At 64.3% G+C, this 17769-nt stretch carries 14 protein-coding genes; 6 read left to right on the top strand and 8 right to left on the bottom strand.

Going from position 1 to position 17769, the window contains the following annotated elements:
* The first annotated feature begins 107 nt into the window (after positions 1-107).
* Positions 108-1019, top strand: a complete 912-nt coding sequence (locus MB84_RS01430) for a glutamate/aspartate ABC transporter substrate-binding protein (protein WP_046290472.1) — start codon at positions 108-110, stop codon at positions 1017-1019.
* A gap of 126 nt (positions 1020-1145) precedes the next feature.
* On the opposite strand, the gene MB84_RS01425 is transcribed toward MB84_RS01430, so the two are convergent.
* The 4 genes from MB84_RS01425 to MB84_RS01410 form a co-directional block, all read right to left on the bottom strand.
* A complete protein-coding gene (locus tag MB84_RS01425; RefSeq protein ID WP_046290471.1) occupies positions 1146-2396 on the bottom strand; it encodes a multifunctional CCA addition/repair protein in 1251 nt (416 codons plus the stop codon).
* Positions 2393-3037 carry a glutathione S-transferase family protein gene (locus tag MB84_RS01420; protein ID WP_046290470.1) on the bottom strand — a complete coding sequence of 215 codons (645 nt, stop codon included), beginning with the start codon at positions 3035-3037 and terminating at the stop codon, positions 2393-2395. Before MB84_RS01420 ends, MB84_RS01425 begins: the two co-directional genes overlap by 4 nt.
* Positions 3038-3156: 119 nt before the next feature.
* Positions 3157-4107, bottom strand: coding sequence for a complex I NDUFA9 subunit family protein (locus MB84_RS01415; protein WP_046290469.1), 951 nt, complete (start codon positions 4105-4107; stop codon positions 3157-3159).
* A 67-nt stretch (positions 4108-4174) separates the two neighbouring features.
* A complete protein-coding gene (locus MB84_RS01410; RefSeq protein ID WP_046290468.1) occupies positions 4175-6181 on the bottom strand; it encodes a lytic transglycosylase domain-containing protein in 2007 nt (668 codons plus the stop codon).
* A 122-nt stretch (positions 6182-6303) separates the two neighbouring features.
* Here MB84_RS01410 and MB84_RS01405 point away from each other — a divergent pair, with 122 nt between their 5' ends.
* Genes MB84_RS01405 through pxpA form a run of 4 tightly spaced genes read left to right on the top strand, consistent with a single transcriptional unit; the run spans position 6304 to position 9336 of the window.
* Positions 6304-6867 (top strand): 5-formyltetrahydrofolate cyclo-ligase, encoded by a 564-nt coding sequence (locus MB84_RS01405; protein WP_046293292.1) that lies wholly within the window; start codon positions 6304-6306, stop codon positions 6865-6867.
* Positions 6868-6870: 3 nt separating this feature from the next.
* Entirely contained in the window at positions 6871-7533 is a 663-nt protein-coding gene (gene pxpB / locus MB84_RS01400; protein ID WP_046290467.1) for a 5-oxoprolinase subunit PxpB, read from the top strand.
* Positions 7530-8543, top strand: coding sequence for a 5-oxoprolinase subunit C family protein (locus tag MB84_RS01395; protein WP_046290466.1), 1014 nt, complete (start codon positions 7530-7532; stop codon positions 8541-8543). Before pxpB ends, MB84_RS01395 begins: the two co-directional genes overlap by 4 nt.
* 52 nt (positions 8544-8595) lie before the next feature.
* On the top strand, positions 8596-9336 hold the full coding sequence (pxpA, locus tag MB84_RS01390) for a 5-oxoprolinase subunit PxpA (protein WP_065225828.1): 741 nt from the start codon (positions 8596-8598) through the stop codon (positions 9334-9336).
* Positions 9337-9424: 88 nt separating this feature from the next.
* Here the strand turns inward: pxpA and MB84_RS01385 are convergent, their stop codons facing one another.
* Both MB84_RS01385 and aptA read right to left on the bottom strand, forming a co-directional pair.
* The gene (locus tag MB84_RS01385) at positions 9425-10951 is read right to left on the bottom strand and encodes a CoA-acylating methylmalonate-semialdehyde dehydrogenase (protein WP_046290464.1); all 1527 of its coding nucleotides are present in this window, start codon (positions 10949-10951) and stop codon (positions 9425-9427) included.
* 39 nt (positions 10952-10990) lie between these two features.
* Positions 10991-12319 (bottom strand): omega-aminotransferase AptA, encoded by a 1329-nt coding sequence (aptA, locus tag MB84_RS01380; protein WP_046290463.1) that lies wholly within the window; start codon positions 12317-12319, stop codon positions 10991-10993.
* Positions 12320-12648: 329 nt separating this feature from the next.
* Between aptA and MB84_RS01375 the strand changes: the two genes are divergently transcribed.
* A complete protein-coding gene (locus MB84_RS01375) occupies positions 12649-14097 on the top strand; it encodes an aminotransferase-like domain-containing protein (RefSeq protein WP_046290462.1) in 1449 nt (482 codons plus the stop codon).
* On the opposite strand, the gene MB84_RS01370 is transcribed toward MB84_RS01375, so the two are convergent.
* A complete protein-coding gene (locus tag MB84_RS01370; protein ID WP_169834973.1) occupies positions 14031-15380 on the bottom strand; it encodes a TolC family protein in 1350 nt (449 codons plus the stop codon). The two genes, MB84_RS01375 and MB84_RS01370, sit on opposite strands and share 67 nt — an antisense overlap.
* Before the next feature lie 236 nt (positions 15381-15616).
* A complete protein-coding gene (locus MB84_RS01365; RefSeq protein WP_046290460.1) occupies positions 15617-17758 on the bottom strand; it encodes a peptidase domain-containing ABC transporter in 2142 nt (713 codons plus the stop codon).
* Positions 17759-17769 lie beyond the last annotated feature (11 nt).

Here is a 17769-nt window from a genome sequence, read left to right as displayed (position 1 = left end):
CTGTGGTTTTCCGGGTTAACTATGATTTGATCATTTGTTGCAAACAAATTAACATGAAACAAATGATTCAATCATGAATCAGGGAAAGACCATTTCAGGAGCAGGACATGATCAAGACGCGATTGACCGGGGTGATGCGCGGGGTGCTGGCCGTAGCGATGACGTTGGCGGCCGGTGCGGCGCTGGCGCAGGGCGCATCGGAGACGCTGCAAAAGATCGAAAGCAGCGGCGTGATTTCCATCGGCCATCGCGAATCGTCGATTCCGTTCTCGTATTACGACAACGGTCATAACGTCATCGGTTACTCGCAGGACCTGTGCAACAAGGTCGTCGACGCCGTCAAAACGCGTCTGAAGAAGCCCGATCTGCACGTTCGCTTCATTCCCGTCACGTCGCAGAACCGCATCGCGCTCGTGCAGAACGGCACGGTCGACATCGAGTGCGGCGTGACGACGAACCTCACGGCGCGCCAGTCGCAGGTCAATTTCTCGGACACCTTCTTCATCGCGGGCACGCGCCTCCTGACGAACAAGAACTCCGGCATCAAGGACTTCCCGGATCTGGCGGGTAAACCCGTGGTGACTAATGCCGGCACGACCTCGGAGCGCATCCTCAACAAGATGAACAACGAGAAGAAGATGGGCATGAATGTCATTTCCGGCAAAGACTACGGCGAGTCGTTCACCATGCTTCAGGGCGGACGCGTTCAGGCCTTCATGATGGATGACGTATTGCTCGCCGGTGCGCGCACGATGGGCCGCAATCCCGACGATTGGATCGTGACGGGCAAGCCGCAGTCGTTCGAAGCGTACGGCTTCATGATGAAGCACGGCGACACCGAGTTCAAAAAGCTGGTGGACGACACGCTCGCTGGCGTGATGAAGAGCGGCGAGATCAACACCCTGTACAAGAAGTGGTTCGAGACGCCGGTGCCGCCGAAGAATATCAACTTCAACTTCCCCATGAGCGAGCAGCTCAAGCAGTTGTACGCGAACCCGAACGACAAGGCGTTCGAGTAAGCCGGACGAGCGCGGCGGGAAAATGACACGTTAGCGACGCAAACGACGCTAACGACGCTAACGACGAGGGGCATGTGAGATTCGAAGTTCTCGCATGCCCCTCTGTCATTCGGTCCGGCGAATGGCTTAGCTGTCGTCGCCGCCTAACCCGGCCGCCTCGACGGCATCGATGCGCGCGGCCTGAACCGCTTCGCGAATCTTGCCCGGGTTGTCCGCGTACTGACGCGCCACCGCCCCGGCATCGATGCTGCGCGCCGCGTCCAGCGCGGCGAGCAAACGCTCGCGCTGAGGATACGGCGCCGTCGCGAAGTCACCGCCACGTCCCCGTGCATCCGCTTCGCACGCTTGCAGCACTTCGACGAATCGCTCCGGTTTGCGCAGCGCGTCGCACCGCTCCAGCAGACGCACCAGCGCCCCCGCCCCGAACTTCTGACTCGCGTGGATGTTGCCGTGCTCACGCGCCACGACCTGCGCCAGTTCACGGCACTCGACCGGCACGCGCAAGCGCGCGCACAACGGGCCGAGCAAACCGACGCTGCGCCCTTCGTGTCCGATGTGACGCGGCAGAACGTCTTCCGGTGTCGTGCCCTTGCCGAGATCGTGCGTGAGCGCGGCGAAGCGTACCGGCAGCGAATAGCCCTGCTGCGCGGCGTAGTCGAGCACCATCATCACGTGCACGCCGGTGTCGACTTCCGGGTGGTAATCGGCACGTTGCGGCACACCCCACAACTGCGCGACCTCCGGCAGAATCCGCACGAGCGCCCCTGCCTCACGGAGAACGTCGAACATGCGCGACGGCCGATGCCCCATCAACCCGCGTGAAATTTCCTGCCAGACACGCTCGGCCACCAATGCGTCGACTTCGCCGTTGGCCGTCATCGTCTGCATCAGCGCCATCGTCTCGTCGGCGACGGTAAAGTCGGTGAAACGCGCAGCAAAGCGTGCGCAGCGCAGAATACGCACCGGATCTTCCGCAAACGCTTCACCAACGTGACGAAACACACGGGCGTCCAGATCACGTTTTCCACCGTACGGGTCGACCAGCACGTCGGACAGACTGTCGTCCGGCAGCACTTCGCGCGCCATCGCGTTGATGGTGAAGTCGCGCCGGATCAGATCCTCTTCCAACGTGACTTCCGGTGCGAAGTAGAACGAGAAGCCGTGATAGCCGCGCGCCGTTTTGCGCTCGGTGCGCGCCAGTGCGTACTCGGCTTGTGTTTTGGGATGCAGAAACACCGGGAAGTCGCGCCCCACTGGACGGAAGCCCTGTTGCACCATCTCTTCCGGCGTTGCACCGACCACGACATAGTCGCGGTCTTTCACGGGCAGTCCCAGCATGGCGTCGCGAATCGCGCCGCCGACGGCGTAAATCTTCATGGGCGTACGTCGTAAAAGGCGACGCTCTGCGTTTCCGCACGTCCCGCCGCCACCCACGCCTGCACGGCAGGCACTTCGCGAATGCGCTCGGCATACGCCTGCGCGTGCGCCGACAACGCAGGCTCGAACGTCGTAAAGCGCATCACGATGGGGGCATAGAACGCATCGGCAATCGAGAAGTCGCCGAAGAGGAACGGACCTTCATAGCGCGCGAGACAGTCTTCCCAGATCGCTTCGACGCGACGGACGTCGGCGAGCGCCTCGGGCGTCGCACCGGCACCGGGCCAGTGGGCCGCGACGTTCATCCACATTTGGGTGCGCAACGCGGTGAAACCGCTGTGCATCTCGGCACAGACGCTGCGGGCATGTGCGCGGGTGCCGAGCGACTTCGGCCACAGCGGCAAATGCGGATAGGCGTCGGCCAGATACTCGCAGATCGCGAGCGAATCCCAGACCGTGATGCCGTTGTCGATCAGACAAGGTACCTTGCCGGTGGGCGAATAACGCAGGATCTGTTCGCGCGAATCGGGCTGCGCGAGCCACACATTCTTCTCGTCGAACGCGATGCCGAAGTGCTTGAGCAGCACCCAGGGACGCATCGACCACGAGGAGTATTTTTTGTTGGCGATGATGAGTTGCATGAGGACCTTCTTTGCCCGCGCAGCGCCTGAGCGCCGCGCGTTGGCGTGTGATGGCGAATCGATGAAACCGATGAAGCGGTGTTGCGGCCGACGGTGTTACGTCGGCGGTTCGGTCGGGCCTAGCGCCCGGCGAAGCGGCGATAGTCCGCCATGCGCTTTTCCCAGTTGCCGCCGTTGAGATAGTCGACGGCGATCTCCAGACCGTTCGGCGTCAGATCGAGTTCCGGGGCCAGCGGGCCGGTCAGGACGTTGTCGACCGTCATCGAGTCGAGATTGTCGCGCGTGATGATCGGCTCACCCGGCAGCTTCTCGAAGATCGCCGCCTGAAGCCGTGCGGTGCTGTCCGGCAGCGGCAGGATGGGACGCTCGCAGCCGCACGCCGCGCCCGCAAAACGCACGAGCGCTTCGAGCGTGTACACGTCCGGGCCACCGAGTTCGTACGTCTTGCCGAGGGTGGCGTCGCACTCCAGCGCCCGCGCAAACGCTTGCGCCACGTCCGACACGTAGATCGGCTGGAAGCGCGCGTTCGCGCTGGCCAGCGGCACGACCGGCAGACGCCGTTGCAGCTTCGCAAACGTATTCAGGAAATGGTCGCCGGGGCCGAAGACCACCGACGGACGGAAGATCGTCGCCGCAATGCCCGACTCGCGGACAACCGCCTCGCCGTCGCCCTTCGAGCGCTGGTACATGCTCGGCCCGTTCGAATCTGCGCCGAGCGCGCTCATATGGATCAGCCGGGTAACGCCACGGTCCTTGCAGGCTTGCGCGATCTTGCGCGGCAGTTCCACGTGTGCCCGTGCAAACGCGCGGCCGTAAGGCGTGCCGCGGTCGCTATGCAGAATACCGACGAGATTGATGACGGCGTCGCTGCCTGCGATCACGCGCTCAAGGGCGCGCGGGTCGTGCACGTCGCACTCGACGAGTTCCACGCCAGGCAGCACACCGAGCGCCTTCGCGGCTTCGACACGCCGCGTCGGCAGACGCACAGCGTGTCCCAGTGTGACCAGCCGGGCCACCAGATGGCTGCCGATGAAACCGGTGCCACCGACGACACAAACGTTATAGCGCATGCGTCACCTCCGCGTTATGACTGTGGGTTCGCGGACCCGGCCACACCCCGAGGACAGCCATTGGCCGTCACTGGGGCAGGATGACGCCGAGCCGCTCCTTGAGCGATTGCGGACGGCCCGTGATGATGGCCGAGTAATACGTCGTATTCGACAACACGTTCTCGACATACTGACGCGTCTCGTTGAACGGAATCGTCTCAGCGAAGATCGCGCCTTCGACCGGGCGGTCGAGGGTGGAGCGCCACGTGCGCGGCCGTCCCGGACCGGCGTTGTAACCGGCCGACGCGAGCACGGCCGAGCCGTCGAACTTACTGTAGATATCCGACAGATAGCTCGTGCCCAGACGGATATTGGTATCGATGTCGTGCATCATGCCCGGGCTGTAGTCGATGCCGATCTGCTTGGCGACCATCTTCGCCGTGGCAGGCATCACCTGCATCAGGCCACCGGCCCCGGCGGACGAACGGGCATTGATGATGAAACGCGACTCCTGACGGATCAGGCCGTACGCCCAGGCCTCGTCGAGATCGACGATCTTTGAGAAGCGATCGACCTTGTCGCGGAATGGCATCAGATAGCGCAGCGAGAAGTCGTGCTCCACTTTCGTGCGATCCGCCGTATTCACTGCGCGGTCGAACAGTTCGATACCGTTGGCGTACTGCGCGGCGGCGATCAGCTGACGGTCGGTCATGCTGCGCAACTCCCAGTTCCACTCGCGGTTGCCTTCGAAACGCAGTCCCATATCGTAGAACTTGGCGGCACGCAGGAAACCGGCGTTCGAGCGGTTGGCGTCGATCTCGGCACGGGTGACGACCGTGCGCGGCGGCAGCATCGTCTTGTTGCCCAGTTCCTCGTTCGCCAGTTGACCGTAGAAGTTCGGTTGCGACGCGATCTTCTGGAACTGCGCACGCGCGGCGTCGCCCTGCCCGGCTTCGCGCAGCGCGCGACCGTACCAGTAGGTCCAGACACCGTCGTCGCGCAACGCGGCCGGCATCGCTTCGATGCCCGTGCGCACAAGATTCCAGTCACCCGCGCGCAACGCCGCGCGAATCTTCCATTCCTGCGCCGTGTTCGAGAGCTTGGCGCTGCCCGCCTGACGATACCAGTTGATCGCCATCGGGTTCTGCGAGAGCGCGCCACGCATGCCGATCGCGCCCCAGCCGATGGCGCGTTCGTCCTGCGACAGGCTGCCCGCGATACTGCTGAAGCTGCTCGCCGCGAGCATGGCGTCCGAGCGGGCCATGCGCACGGTGGCGAGCAGCGCCAGTTGACGCGACGCCTCCGAGCCATCCACGCCACGCGCCAGAATCTGCGCCGGACGCGTCGCCGCCATGTCGAGCAGCGTGTCGTCCGGGCGCGCCGCACCCAGCGCATCGGCAATCTGCTTGCCCACCGAGGTGTAGTTCTCCTCGTAAGCCAGACGAATCTGATGCCAGACTTCCTGACGCGGCAACTGGCCGCTCGCGGCCAGAGTATTGATCATGTCGATGCAGCCCTCGCCGTAGTTCTTCGGCGTGGTCAGCAGATCGATGGCGGCCTGTGTAACGCTCTCCCCTCGCGAGGCACGCGACATCAGCGCGTAGCACTTGACCTGGGTGTCGTCGTCGAGGGCGAACTTCGGATATTCGGCGTCGAACGTGCGCCAGTCGTGGCGCTTGCCGAGCACGAGCAGCCAGTCGTTGCGCATGCGATCGGCAATGGCCTGACCGTCATACGTGCGCAAGAAGGCGCGGATATCGTCGTCGGGTGCGTCGAGCAGCGCCTTGCCCGAACGGTCGAACATGCGCGGCTTGATCTGGAAATACTGGACGTACGACGGCACGTCGTAGTCGGTGAGCATGGCGGCGAGCGCGGCGGCGCGCGGTGCGTCGTTGCTGCGGGCCGCTTCGCGCAGTTGGACGAAGATGTCGTCCGGCGAGCGCTGCGACAGCGCATCGGCCGACGGCGCCGAGCGGCTTGCTGCCGATTGCGCCTTGGGACGGCCTGTCGCCTGGGTCGTGCTGCAGGCCACCAGCGCGGCAGCGGTCAGGACGAGCGCGGCGGCGCGATATACTCGGGTCAAACGTTCGGACATCTTCGTGGAGCGTCGGGTAAAAAGTGAATTCAAGCATAGCACGGGACCCCGCCCAATCGGCGGCCCAGACGTCTGGAAATGGGGCTGACGCAAGGCCCGCGAACGCGCGCCCGAAAGCCCTGCTGCGCCGCGCGTTGCTCGACGCCCGGAGCACCCTCGACTCACGCGCCGAGCGTGACGCCGCACTCGCCGCCCGGCTGGCCGAAGAACTCTCGCGCCGCGCGCCGCGCTGCGTCGGCTTCTACTGGCCCATTCAGGACGAATTCGACGCCCGCGACGTTATCGCCGCGTGGCTGGCCGCCACCTCACCCGATCAGTCCAGACTCGCAGCTCTGCCGGTCGTGACCGCACCGGCCACGCCGCTCGTCTTCCATCGCTGGACGCCCGACACCCCTATGATGGAAGGCCGCTACCGCATTCCGGTCCCGCGCGACACCGAGGTGCTGGTCCCCGACCTGCTGCTGGTGCCCTGCGTCGGCTTTACGCGAGACGGCCTGCGCCTCGGCTACGGCGGCGGCTTCTACGACCGCACCCTGTATGCGATGAAACCCGCACCGCAAACGCTCGGCATCGCCTACGACCTTCTCGAAGTTCAGGACCTCAGCGCCGAAGCGCACGATCTGGCGCTCGACGCCATCGTGACGGAATCGGCCACCTACGCCCGCCCTCCCGGCAACCCACGCTAATTCATGACAACGCTCAAGATCCTGCCGCTCGGCGACAGCGCGCTCGTGTGTGAAGCGGGCACCAGCCCGACGTCTGCCAATCTCGCCACACAGCGCCGTGTCTGGCACGTGGCGTCGCTGGCCCGCGACTGGCCAGACGTGCGCGAGGTCGTGCCCGGCATGAATAACCTCACGCTGCTCTTCGACCCGCTCGCCACCGACATCGACGTGCTGAGCGAACGGTTGCGCGACGCCTGGCAAACGCAGCCCGCCGCAGGAGAAGTCGGACGCGATATCGAGATTCCCGTCCACTACGGCGGCCAGCATGGTCCCGATCTCGCGGACGTCGCCAAACACGCGCGCCTGCAACCGAAGACCGTCGTGCAGCGCCACACCGCACCGGAATACATCGTCTACTTCCTCGGCTTCCAGCCGGGCTTCGCCTATCTGGGCGGTTTGGACGATTCGATCGCCGCGCCACGTCGCGCGGAGCCCCGATTGTCCGTGCCTGCGGGTTCGGTCGGCATCGGCGGCAATCAGACCGGCATCTATCCGCTCAACTCGCCGGGCGGCTGGCAGATCATCGGCCACGCCACCAGCGCCTTGTTCGACCCCGCTGCGACGCCCCCCGCCTTGCTGGCGCCGGGGGACCGCGTGCGCTTCACTATCGCGAGTCTCGACCTGTGATCGACATCCAGCGTGCCGGCCTGCTCACTACCGTTCAGGACCTGGGCCGAACCCGTCAGCGTGCATTCGGCGTCGCCAGCGGCGGCGCCCTCGACCCGCTCGCCTGCGCCGTCGCTAACCGGCTCGTGGGCAACGACCGGAACACCGCCACCCTCGAAATCACGATGGGCACGTGTGTGATGCGTTTCACGTCGGCCACCCTCGTCGCACTGACCGGCGCGGATTGCCACGCCGATCTCGATGGCACCCCCGTGTGGTCGTGGTGGCGCTTCCCCGTCGCCAAAGGCCAGACGCTGACGTTGCGCCCCTCGCGCTTCGGCATGCGCACCTATCTGGCCGTGGCTGGCGGCATCGATGTGCCCGAAACGCTCGGCTCGCGCAGCACCGATCTGAACGGCGGCTTCGGCGGCTTCGAGGGTCGCGCGCTGCACGACGGCGACCGCATCGCCATCGGCCACCCGAGCGCCACCGCACGCAAGGCCGAGCCGCTGGGCGTGCGCCCGCCGCTGTGGCTGTCCGACCCGCTCGCACACCGCGTACGCGTGTTGCCCGGTCCGGAGTACGACGACTTCACGTCCGTCACGCACAAAAGCTTCTGGGAAAACCCGTGGCAGGTCACCCCCAACAGCAACCGCATGGGTTACCGCCTGGCCGGGCCGGAACCGCTCGCGCGCAAGAAGAACCGCATGCACGATCTGCTCTCGCACGGCGTGTTGCCGGGGGTGGTCCAGGTGCCGCCGTCGGGACAGCCGATCATTCTGCTGGCCGACGCGCAAACGACCGGCGGCTACCCGAAGATCGGCACGGTGATCACGGCCGATCTCTGGCGGCTCGGGCAGGCCCGGCTCGGCAGCACGCTGTACTTTTCGGAATGCACCGCTGCCGAGGCGCGCGAAGCGCTGCGCGAGCAACTGCGCTATCTTGACCAGATCGAACGCGCACTCGCGTGGCACGACCGCGGCATTCTGAGCACGCCGAAGGTGGCGGCCATTACGCGCAAGCGCACTTGAATACGCAGAATCGAACACGCAGGACAAGGCTGTCCCCGCAGGAGAACGCATGATGAAGATCGACCTGAACGTCGACCTCGGAGAAGGTTGCGATTACGACGAAGCGCTGCTCGCGCTGGTCAGCTCGGCCAATGTAGCGTGCGGCTGGCATGCGGGCGACGCCGGCACGATGCAGCAAGTGGTGCGCTGGGCGCTGGAGAACGGCGTGGCCATCGGCGCACACCCCAGCTTCCCCGACCGCGAAAATTTCGGACGCACCGAGATGCAGCTCCCGCTCGACGAAATCCGCGCAGGCATGCTCTACCAGATTGGCGCGCTCGCCGCGATGGTGCGCGCGCAGGGCGGCTGGCTCACGCACGTGAAGCCGCACGGGGCGCTCTACAATCAGGCAGCGCGCGACCCCGCGCTGGCCGAAACGCTGGTCGAAGCGATCCGCGCTTTCGATACCGATCTCGCCGTCTACGGTCTGGCAGGCGGCGAACTGGTGAAGGCGGCGCGCTCGGCGGGCATGCACGCCGTCGAGGAAGTGTTTGCCGACCGTGGCTACAACCCGGATGGTTCACTCGTCAAACGCGGCACGCCAGGCGCGCTGATCGAGCGCGAAGAGGATGCGCTCGCACAAACGCTGATGATGGTGCAGGCGCAACGCGTGCGCGCCATCGACGGCACGCTCGTCCCGATTCACGCGCAGACCGTATGCCTGCACGGCGACGGCGAACACGCGCTCGAATTCGCACAGCGTATCCGCAGCTTCCTGCTGGACGAAGGCATCGAGATCGCACCGGTGCGCTGACACATCAAACGATCGTGGTCGACGAATAAAAAACGCCGTCGCCGGGCATCCCGGGACAGCGTTTTTGCTTTGCTTCGAAGTTGACGACTTACTGACCGAGCGTCGGCATGACGAGCGACGACGTGGCATTCGCCGGACGTCCTTCCGACCAGCGGCGCGTAACCACCTTCGAGCGCGTGTAGAAGCGCACCGACTCCGGCCCGTAGATGTGCTGATCGCCGAACAGCGAATTGCGCCAGCCACCGAACGAAAAGTACGAGACCGGCACCGGGATCGGCACGTTCACGCCGACCATGCCGACTTCGATTTCGTCCTCGAAGCGACGCGCGGCCCCTCCCGACGTCGTGAACACCGCCGTGCCGTTCGCGTACGGATTGCGGTTGATGAGCGCAATCGCCTCTTCCAGCGTGTTCACACGCACAACCGACAGCACCGGCCCGAAGATCTCGTTGCGATAGATCGACATTTCCGGCGTAACGTTATCGAACAGGCACGGACCGATGAAGAAGCCGTCGTCGCGCTGGGCGACCTTCAGGCCACGGCCGTCCACCACGAGCTTCGCGCCCTCGTCCACGCCCGCATCGACGAAGCCTTTCACCTTGTCGCAGTGCACACGCGTGATGAGCGGTCCCATTTGCGCGACGGGGTCGGTGCCGTCACCGACCGGCAGCGCCTTCGCAGCTTGTGCGAGACGAGCCACCAACGGGTCGGCCACGTCGCCCACGGCGACGGCCACCGAGATCGCCATGCAACGCTCGCCCGCAGAACCGTACGCAGCGCCGATCAGTGCGTCAACGGTGAAGTCGAGATCGGCGTCCGGCATGACTACGCCGTGGTTCTTCGCGCCGCCGAGCGCCTGCACGCGCTTGCCGTGTGCCGACGCCGTGCTGTAGATGTACTGCGCAATCGGCGTGGAGCCCACGAACGACACCGCGTTCACGTCCGGATGCGTGAGCAGCGCATCGACGGCTGCCTTGTCGCCGTTCACGACGTTCAGCACGCCGTCGGGCAGACCGGCGTCCTTGGCCAGACGCACCAGCAGCAGCGCCGCCGACGGCACCTTCTCCGACGGCTTGAGCACGAACGTGTTGCCGCACGCCACGGCCATCGGGAACATCCACAGCGGCACCATGGCCGGGAAGTTGAACGGGGTGATACCTGCACACACCCCCACCGGCTGATGGATCGAGTACGTGTCGACGCCGGTGCCGACTTGCGGTGCGATCTCGCCCTTGAGCAGATGCGGGATACCGATGGCGAACTCGACCACTTCGATACCGCGCGTGACTTCGCCACGGGCATCGTCGAGCGTTTTGCCGTGCTCCTGCGTGATCAGTTGCACGAGGGCTTCGCGGTTCGTCTCAAGCAACTCGCGGTACTTCATCATCACGCGAGCGCGCTTCATCGGCGGCGTGGCGCGCCAGCCCGGCAGCGCGGCACGCGCGGCAGCCACTGCCGCAGCGACGTCCTTCGCACCGCCCAGCGCTACCTGACGAATCACTTCGCCGGTGGCGGGGTTCGTCACTTCGCCAAAGCGCAATTCGGCTTCGCCCGACGCGACGCTTGCGCCGCCAATCCAATGCTCGATACGTTCGGTGCTGACTCGTTGGTTCATGTCGATTTCCGTGAATACTGTGTGAATGCGGATGCCCGCTTATGCGGTCTCGCGAATGGCTTCCGAGACGATGCCGAACAACTCGTCGATCTGCGCTTCGCTGATGATGAGCGGCGGCGAGAACGCAAGGATGTCGCCGGTGTAACGGATCAGCGCACCCTTCTCGAAGCACTTGACGAAGATCTCGTGCGCACGTGCGCCGGGCTTGCCGTCGCGCGTCGACAGCTCGATACCGCCGACCATCCCGAGGTTGCGAATGTCCACGACGTTCGGCAGGTCGCGCAGCGCGTGGATCGACTTTTCGAAGTGCGGGGCGAGCTTGGCGGCACGCTCGAACAGGCCGTCGTTCTTGTAGACGTCGAGCGCAGCGCAGGCAGCGGCGGCGGCCAGCGGGTGACCCGAGTACGTGTAGCCGTGGAAGAACTCGATGGCGCCCGTGTTACCGGCGTCGACGATGGTGTCGTGCACGCTCGTCTTCACAGCGACGGCCCCCATCGGCACAGCGGCATTGTTCACGCCCTTGGCCATCGTGATGATGTCCGGCGTCACGCCGAAGTACTGCGCGGCGAACGGCTTGCCGAGGCGGCCCAGGCCCGTAATCACTTCGTCGAAAATCAGCAGAATGCCGTGTTTGTCGCAGATCTCGCGCAGCTTTTGCAGATAGCCCTGCGGCGGCACCAGCACGCCGGTGGAGCCTGCCAGCGGCTCGACGATCACGGCGGCGATGGTCGACGCGTCGTGCAGCGTGACGATGCGCTCCAGTTCGTCGGCCAGATGCGCGCCCCACGTCGGCTGCCCCTTGGTGAAGGCGGCTTCCTTGATGTTGAGCGTGTGCGGCAGATGGTCGACGGCAGGCAGCAGTTGGCCGGAATACGCCTTGCGGTTCGGCGAGATGCCGCCGACCGAGATGCCGCCGAAGCCCACGCCGTGATAGCCGCGCTCACGTCCGATGAGGCGCGTGCGCTGGCCTTCGCCGCGCGCGCGGTGATAAGCGAGCGCGATCTTGAGGGCGGTGTCCACGGACTCCGAACCCGAGTTCGTGAAGAACACACGGTCAAGGCCCTGCGGCGTGATCTCGGCGATCTTGGCGGCCGCTTCGAACGCTTTCGGGTGCCCCATCTGGAACGTCGGTGCGAAGTCCATCTCACCGGCCTGCTGGCGGATCGCTTCGACGATCTCGGTGCGGCAATGTCCGGCGTTCACGCACCAGAGACCGGCGGTGCCGTCGAGAATCTGACGATTGTCCGACGACGTGTAGTGCATGCCTTCGGCCTTGACCAACAGGCGCGGCGAGCTTTTGAACTGACGGTTGTTGGTGAACGGCATCCAGAATGCCGTCATATCGAGATTCAGGTCTTTCATGTTCATCGCGGGGTCTCCCCAGGGGCATGTCACGATCAGGAGGTCCCGGGTTGGCGACGCAAAGCCGCTCCTCGGGTGGATGGGATCGATGCTACGAGAGGCGAACCGGTACAGACATGTACAGTCACTCGGAAAATGGTTATTCTGTATCGGTCAATCGTCTCAACTGTATTGGCAACAGCCGATGGAGCGGACACCCGCCCGCCCCGCGCCACGTGGGCCGGGGCCGAATACGATGCCGCTCGGGATTTACCCGTACACCGCAGATTGAGTGTTCAACGGAGTGCGTATTGCGCACGCTCGCTCGTCGTTCTTACCCATACTTTCGTCAAACCATGGTCCAGCCGCTCGCCTTTACCCTGAACCGCGCGCAACCCGAAGCGCTCGTCGACCAGATCGTGCGGGAGGTCGAGCGGGCGTTACAGCGTCAGACGTTACACGCGGGTATGCGCATGCCGTCGATCCGATCGCTCGCGAAGGCGCACGGCATCAGTACGTTCACGGTGGTGGAGGCGTATGACCGGCTGGTCGCGCACGGCACGCTCGTGGCCCGGCGCGGTGCGGGGTTTTTCGTGGCGGGGGCGGCGGATGCGCGCGAGGCCGGTTCGGCCAACCTCGGCGGGCGTCTGTCGATGGGGGCCGCCGCGAGCGAAGTCACCAATGCCTGGTTGCTCTCCGAAATCTTCGCGGACGACTCCATCGCAGTGAAAAGCGGTTGCGGCTGGCTCCCCGACAGTTGGCTCGACGAGGACGGTCTGCATGGCGCGCTACGCTCGCTGTCCAAGGGCCCCGGCGCGCATTTCGCGCACTACGGGCATCCGCACGGTTACGGACCGTTGCGTCAGTGGCTCACGCGCCGCCTTGGCGAGTTATCCATCGACGCGCCGCCCGAGCAGATCGTACTCACGCACGGCGCCACGCAGGCACTGGATCTCGTGGTGCGCACGTTGCTCAAGCCGGGCGACACGGTGCTGGTCGAAGCCCCGGCGTATTGCAATTTGCTGGCGGTGTTGCGTCTGGCGGGACTGAACGTCGTGGGCATCCCCCGCACGGAAGCGGGGCTGGACCTCGCTGCGCTGGAGCAGGCGGCGCAGACGCATCGCCCGCGCGCACTGTTCATGAATCCGGCGTTGCAGAATCCGTTGGGGACGTCGCTCACACCGGCGTCGGCGCATCGTATCTTGCAGTGCGCGGAGCAGCATGGGTTCTGGATCGTCGAAGACGACATCTATCGCGAGCTTGCGCCACCGGGTACGCCGTCCCTGGCGGCGATGGATGGCTTGTCGCGCGTAATCTACGTCTCCAGTTTTTCGAAGACGATCTCGCCATCGGTGCGCGTGGGGTATCTGACGTGTTCGCGCGATCTGGCGCATGAGATTGCGCGCAGCAAGATGGTGGCGGGGCTGACGTCGTCCGAGATCAACGAGCGCATCGTCCACGCGATCCTGACCGAAGGACGTCACCGCAAACACATCGAACGTCTGTCGGATCGCCTGACGCGCTCCCGTGCACGCCTCATCGCCCAGTTGCAATCGCATGGCGTGACGCTGCTGGCGCAGCCGGAAGGCGGCATGTTCGTGTGCGGCAGCCTGCCGGACGCCACGCAACCTGCACGCGAGCTGGCAGAAGCGGCGCTACTGGAGAGCATCATGCTCGCGCCAGGCGAGTTCTTCCTCGCCCACAACGAACCCTGCCACTGGTTCCGCTTCAACGTCGCCTACTCGGACGATGCACGTCTGTTCCGGTTTCTGGATAAGGCTGCGGCGGGGAAGTTGGCGGCGTGAGCCCGTTGTTCGACGCCCTCCCGTATCGTCAGCGTTTCCCCTGCCGCACTGTCCAGTGCGCCGAGACTTGCCGCCAGCGCCAACCTTTCAAGATGCCAACGCGTGCGCGAGGCCCGCAATGTGTCTTGTGCGTCGGCCAGCGCTGTTTGAGCGCTGATGATCTCCTCGATGCTGCCCACGCCTTCCCGATAGCGCTCACGGGCGATGTCGCGCGATTGTCTGGCATCGCCAGACAAACGAACCTCGACACTTCGTCGCCGTGACAACGAAAGCAGCGCGCGATGACGCCGCCAGATTTGTGACGTCACCTCACGCAATACGCCTCGTTTGCGCTCGGCGGCCAGATCGACACGCGCCTCCGCTTCCCGCGCGCGGTGCTTTCGGAGGCCTCCGTCGAAAAGCGGAATGCGAATCCGAATGCCGATGCTCGCGCGCAATCCGGGACGGACATCGTATGACGTGCCGAACGATTCCGAACCATCGACGCCGGCCACCAGCGTCAATGTCGGCCCCCACGCATGGCGCGCAGCATCTGCTGCCGCCTTCTCGGCAAGGATCTCGGCATTCGCTTTGCGCAACAGCGGATGGCGGCGCTCCAGATCCGCCATCATCACGTCGACCGGTGCGGGTGGCGAGGTTCCGGCAGCGCCTTCCGCCCCGTCATCGCCAAGCGTGAAAATCGTATCCAGCGGTGCGCCGACAAGCGAGGCGAGTTCGCTACTCCGTGCGACGACGTCGGCCACCGCGTCCAGACGCAGCAATACGTATTTGCCGTGTGCCGTGCGGGCACGCAGCACCTCGACCAGTGCCCCAGCACCCGCGTCGAATCTGGCGCAGGCCGCCTTGAGGATCTGCTGCGAGAATAGCTCGCCGTCGCGCGCAATGCGCAATCTTGCGTACGCGTCACGCGCCAGGTAGTGCGCCTTGGCGACGTCGAAAATCGCCTGTTGAAGACTCACGTCGGTCAATGCTTCGGCAATTTCCAGACGATACTTCTCGCGGTCCAGGAGCGCGTCGCGCTCGCCAACATCGAACAACAGCCAGCTTGCGCCGACTTCCCCGGAAGCCTCGCGCCCCGAACCGGCACGCCGGGAAACGCCACCCGGTGTCGCTAACGCGTCACTCGTCATCGACACGTCCGCGCCAGCGCTGGCCGATGGCAAGTAGGCGGCCCGCGCGACCGTGACGCGTGCTGCTCGCGCCCTCACTTCCGCCCACGACTGCGCAATCTGAGGATCGCGCTGCAACCCTAGACGGATCGCCTGCGTCAGAGATAACGGCACTTGCGCGTCGTGCCTATCGACGCTCGCTACTGTTCCGTCTCCCGAGAACTCGACCGCAGCGTCAGCCGCACCGACTGCCCGAACGTTGACTGGAAAATCGGTCGAAGCGCGTGTCGACATCCCGGCGGGGCTATCGTCTGGCACACATTGGGCCTGCAACATCGGGCTCAGCGCCCCCACAGCGAGCGCGGCGACCGACGCGGCAAGACGGCGAGTGGCTCGCACGTTCCTGCCCCTCACCGTCTCAGGCCGGACTGAGATTCGGCGCCAGCGCACCCATCTCCTACCACCTTGCCGTCGAGCAATTGAATCACCCGGTCGGCACTGGCAATGGTCTGAGGACGATGCGCGATGATGATGCGCGTCATGCGAAGCGACCGGATGGCCGCGTTGACGCGCTGCTCATTGTCGACGTCAAGGTGACTCGTCGCCTCGTCGAGCAATAGGATGGTGGGACGCTTATAGAGAGCGCGCGCAAGCAGGATTCGCTGCTTCTGACCGCCAGAGAGCACGCTCCCCATATCGCCGACGAGGGTGTTGTATCCCATCGGCATGGCCTCAATGTCGTCGTCCACACACGCCTGACGGGCACACTCATGGATCCACGGCACGTCCGCCTTAGTGTCGAAGAGGCTGATGTTTTCTGCGAGCGAACCTGCAAACAGCACGTCGTCTTGCATGACTGCGCCGATCTCGCGCCGAAGTTGAGAGATATCCGACTTCTTCACCGCACGACCGGCGAGCGTGATGGTCCCTGCCGAGGGAGCGAACACGCCTAGGAGCAGATGGGCCAGAGTCGACTTTCCGCTGCCAGATGGCCCGACGATCTCCACCGACTCGCCCGCACGCACGCAAAACGTGACGTCCTCCAGCACATTCGCTTCATGCTCGCTATGGCGAAACGCCAGCCCGTCGACGGCCAGCGCCACTCCATCGTTCGTCGCTCGTCGCGGCGGCGTCTGCGCGTCGACCTCCGGTGCATGCAGAGCGATGTCAGCGAGTCGCCCAGCCTGCACACCCAGCATCTTGAACTCAGCCAATTTGTCGATCAACGACGTCACACGCGCTTGAAACTGCGTCTTATAAGCCAGCAGCGCGATGAGCGCCCCAACGCTCAGCCCACCCTCGATGACCGACGTGGCGGCGGCCCAGATGACTACAATGTTCTCCGCTCCTGTCAGGAACGCGTTGGTATGCCGATTCAATAGCGTGAGTTTCTGAATGCGAACATCTGCATTGGCCTGCTGCACCAGCAGCGCCAGCCACGCCAATTGCCGTTCGTCTTCGCGGGAAAAGAGTTTGATGGTTTTGATACCGCGCAGCGTCTCCAAAAAATGGCTTTGCTGAAGCGACGCCTGTACGAGATGTTCCTCCGTCGCGCGGAACAGCGGCCGGTAAGACACCATTCGCTGCATTGCGTAGACCACGACGAACCCCGCAACCAGCACGCCCAACATCGGGCTATAGGCGAAGATCAGGATGAGAGTCAGAGCCGCCAGCATGCCGTCCAGCCATGCCTCGACGAAGGAGGTCGTCAATGTACGCTGAATTTCATCGACCGCCCCAAAACGCGACAAAACATCGCCAAGATGCCGTTTGACGAAGTAGCTCACCGGCAGACGGACCATATGCGCGAAGAGGTTGGCCCGCCACTGTACATTCCAGGCGACGCCGAGCCGCATGACCAACCAGCCGCGCAGCACGCCGATGGCATGCTGCAAAAGGAGCATAAATCCGAATCCCAGGGCGAGTGTCGCGAGTAGATTTCTGTCGGCCGACAGCAGTGCGTGGTCGATCACCCATTGCAGATAGAACGGGGAGACGAGCACGAAAATCTCCAGCGAGATCGCGAGCACGAAGAGCTGCGCGACCGATGCTTTCAAGCCCGTGATCGTGCCAAGCACGTGCGAGACGTGGATCTTTCGCCGTTCGTCGCGCGTCGCGAAATCGTGGTCGGGCCAAAGCTCCAGCGCCACACCTGTGAATGCATCGGAGAGTTCACCGTGAGCCACATGCCGCCGTCCGCGCGCCGGATCGTGAATCACGGCACCTTTTCCATCGACACTGACCAGCACCACGAAATGATCGAAATTCCAGTGCAGAACGCAGGGCAGGCGAAGTTGCCCAATTGCTGCCAACTCCAGACTCACGGCGCGGCTCGCGAGACGCATCTGCTGCGCGATTTTCACTAGGCTTGCGAGCGTCGCACCCATCTGGGAGATCGGAAAGCGGCTACGCAGCGAACGAAGATCGGCGTGATAGCCGTGAAAACTTCCGATCATGACGAGACATGCAAGCCCGCATTCTGCCGCTTCCGTCTGGAGCACCGTGGGAATACGATCCTGGAACAATGCGTCGAGGTAATTCCATTTCGTCATATTGTCACCTG

The sequence above is a fragment of the Pandoraea oxalativorans genome, assembly GCF_000972785.3.
Taxonomy (GTDB): domain Bacteria; phylum Pseudomonadota; class Gammaproteobacteria; order Burkholderiales; family Burkholderiaceae; genus Pandoraea; species Pandoraea oxalativorans.
Note: the sequence above shows the minus strand (reverse complement) of the source record. Positions and strands in the feature narration are given on the sequence as shown.

Bases quoted from the DNA above. Each gene is read 5' to 3' on its own strand.
- MB84_RS01430 (WP_046290472.1), top strand. From the start codon at position 108: ATGATCAAGACGCGATTGACCGGGGTGATGCGCGGGGTGCTGGCCGTA.
- MB84_RS01425 (WP_046290471.1), bottom strand. From the start codon at position 2,396: ATGAAGATTTACGCCGTCGGCGGCGCGATTCGCGACGCCATGCTGGGA.
- MB84_RS01420 (WP_046290470.1), bottom strand. From the start codon at position 3,037: ATGCAACTCATCATCGCCAACAAAAAATACTCCTCGTGGTCGATGCGT.
- MB84_RS01415 (WP_046290469.1), bottom strand. From the start codon at position 4,107: ATGCGCTATAACGTTTGTGTCGTCGGTGGCACCGGTTTCATCGGCAGC.
- MB84_RS01410 (WP_046290468.1), bottom strand. From the start codon at position 6,181: ATGTCCGAACGTTTGACCCGAGTATATCGCGCCGCCGCGCTCGTCCTG.
- pxpB (WP_046290467.1), top strand. From the start codon at position 6,871: ATGACAACGCTCAAGATCCTGCCGCTCGGCGACAGCGCGCTCGTGTGT.
- pxpA (WP_065225828.1), top strand. From the start codon at position 8,596: ATGAAGATCGACCTGAACGTCGACCTCGGAGAAGGTTGCGATTACGAC.
- MB84_RS01385 (WP_046290464.1), bottom strand. From the start codon at position 10,951: ATGAACCAACGAGTCAGCACCGAACGTATCGAGCATTGGATTGGCGGC.
- aptA (WP_046290463.1), bottom strand. From the start codon at position 12,319: ATGAACATGAAAGACCTGAATCTCGATATGACGGCATTCTGGATGCCG.
- MB84_RS01375 (WP_046290462.1), top strand. From the start codon at position 12,649: ATGGTCCAGCCGCTCGCCTTTACCCTGAACCGCGCGCAACCCGAAGCG.
- MB84_RS01365 (WP_046290460.1), bottom strand. From the start codon at position 17,758: ATGACGAAATGGAATTACCTCGACGCATTGTTCCAGGATCGTATTCCC.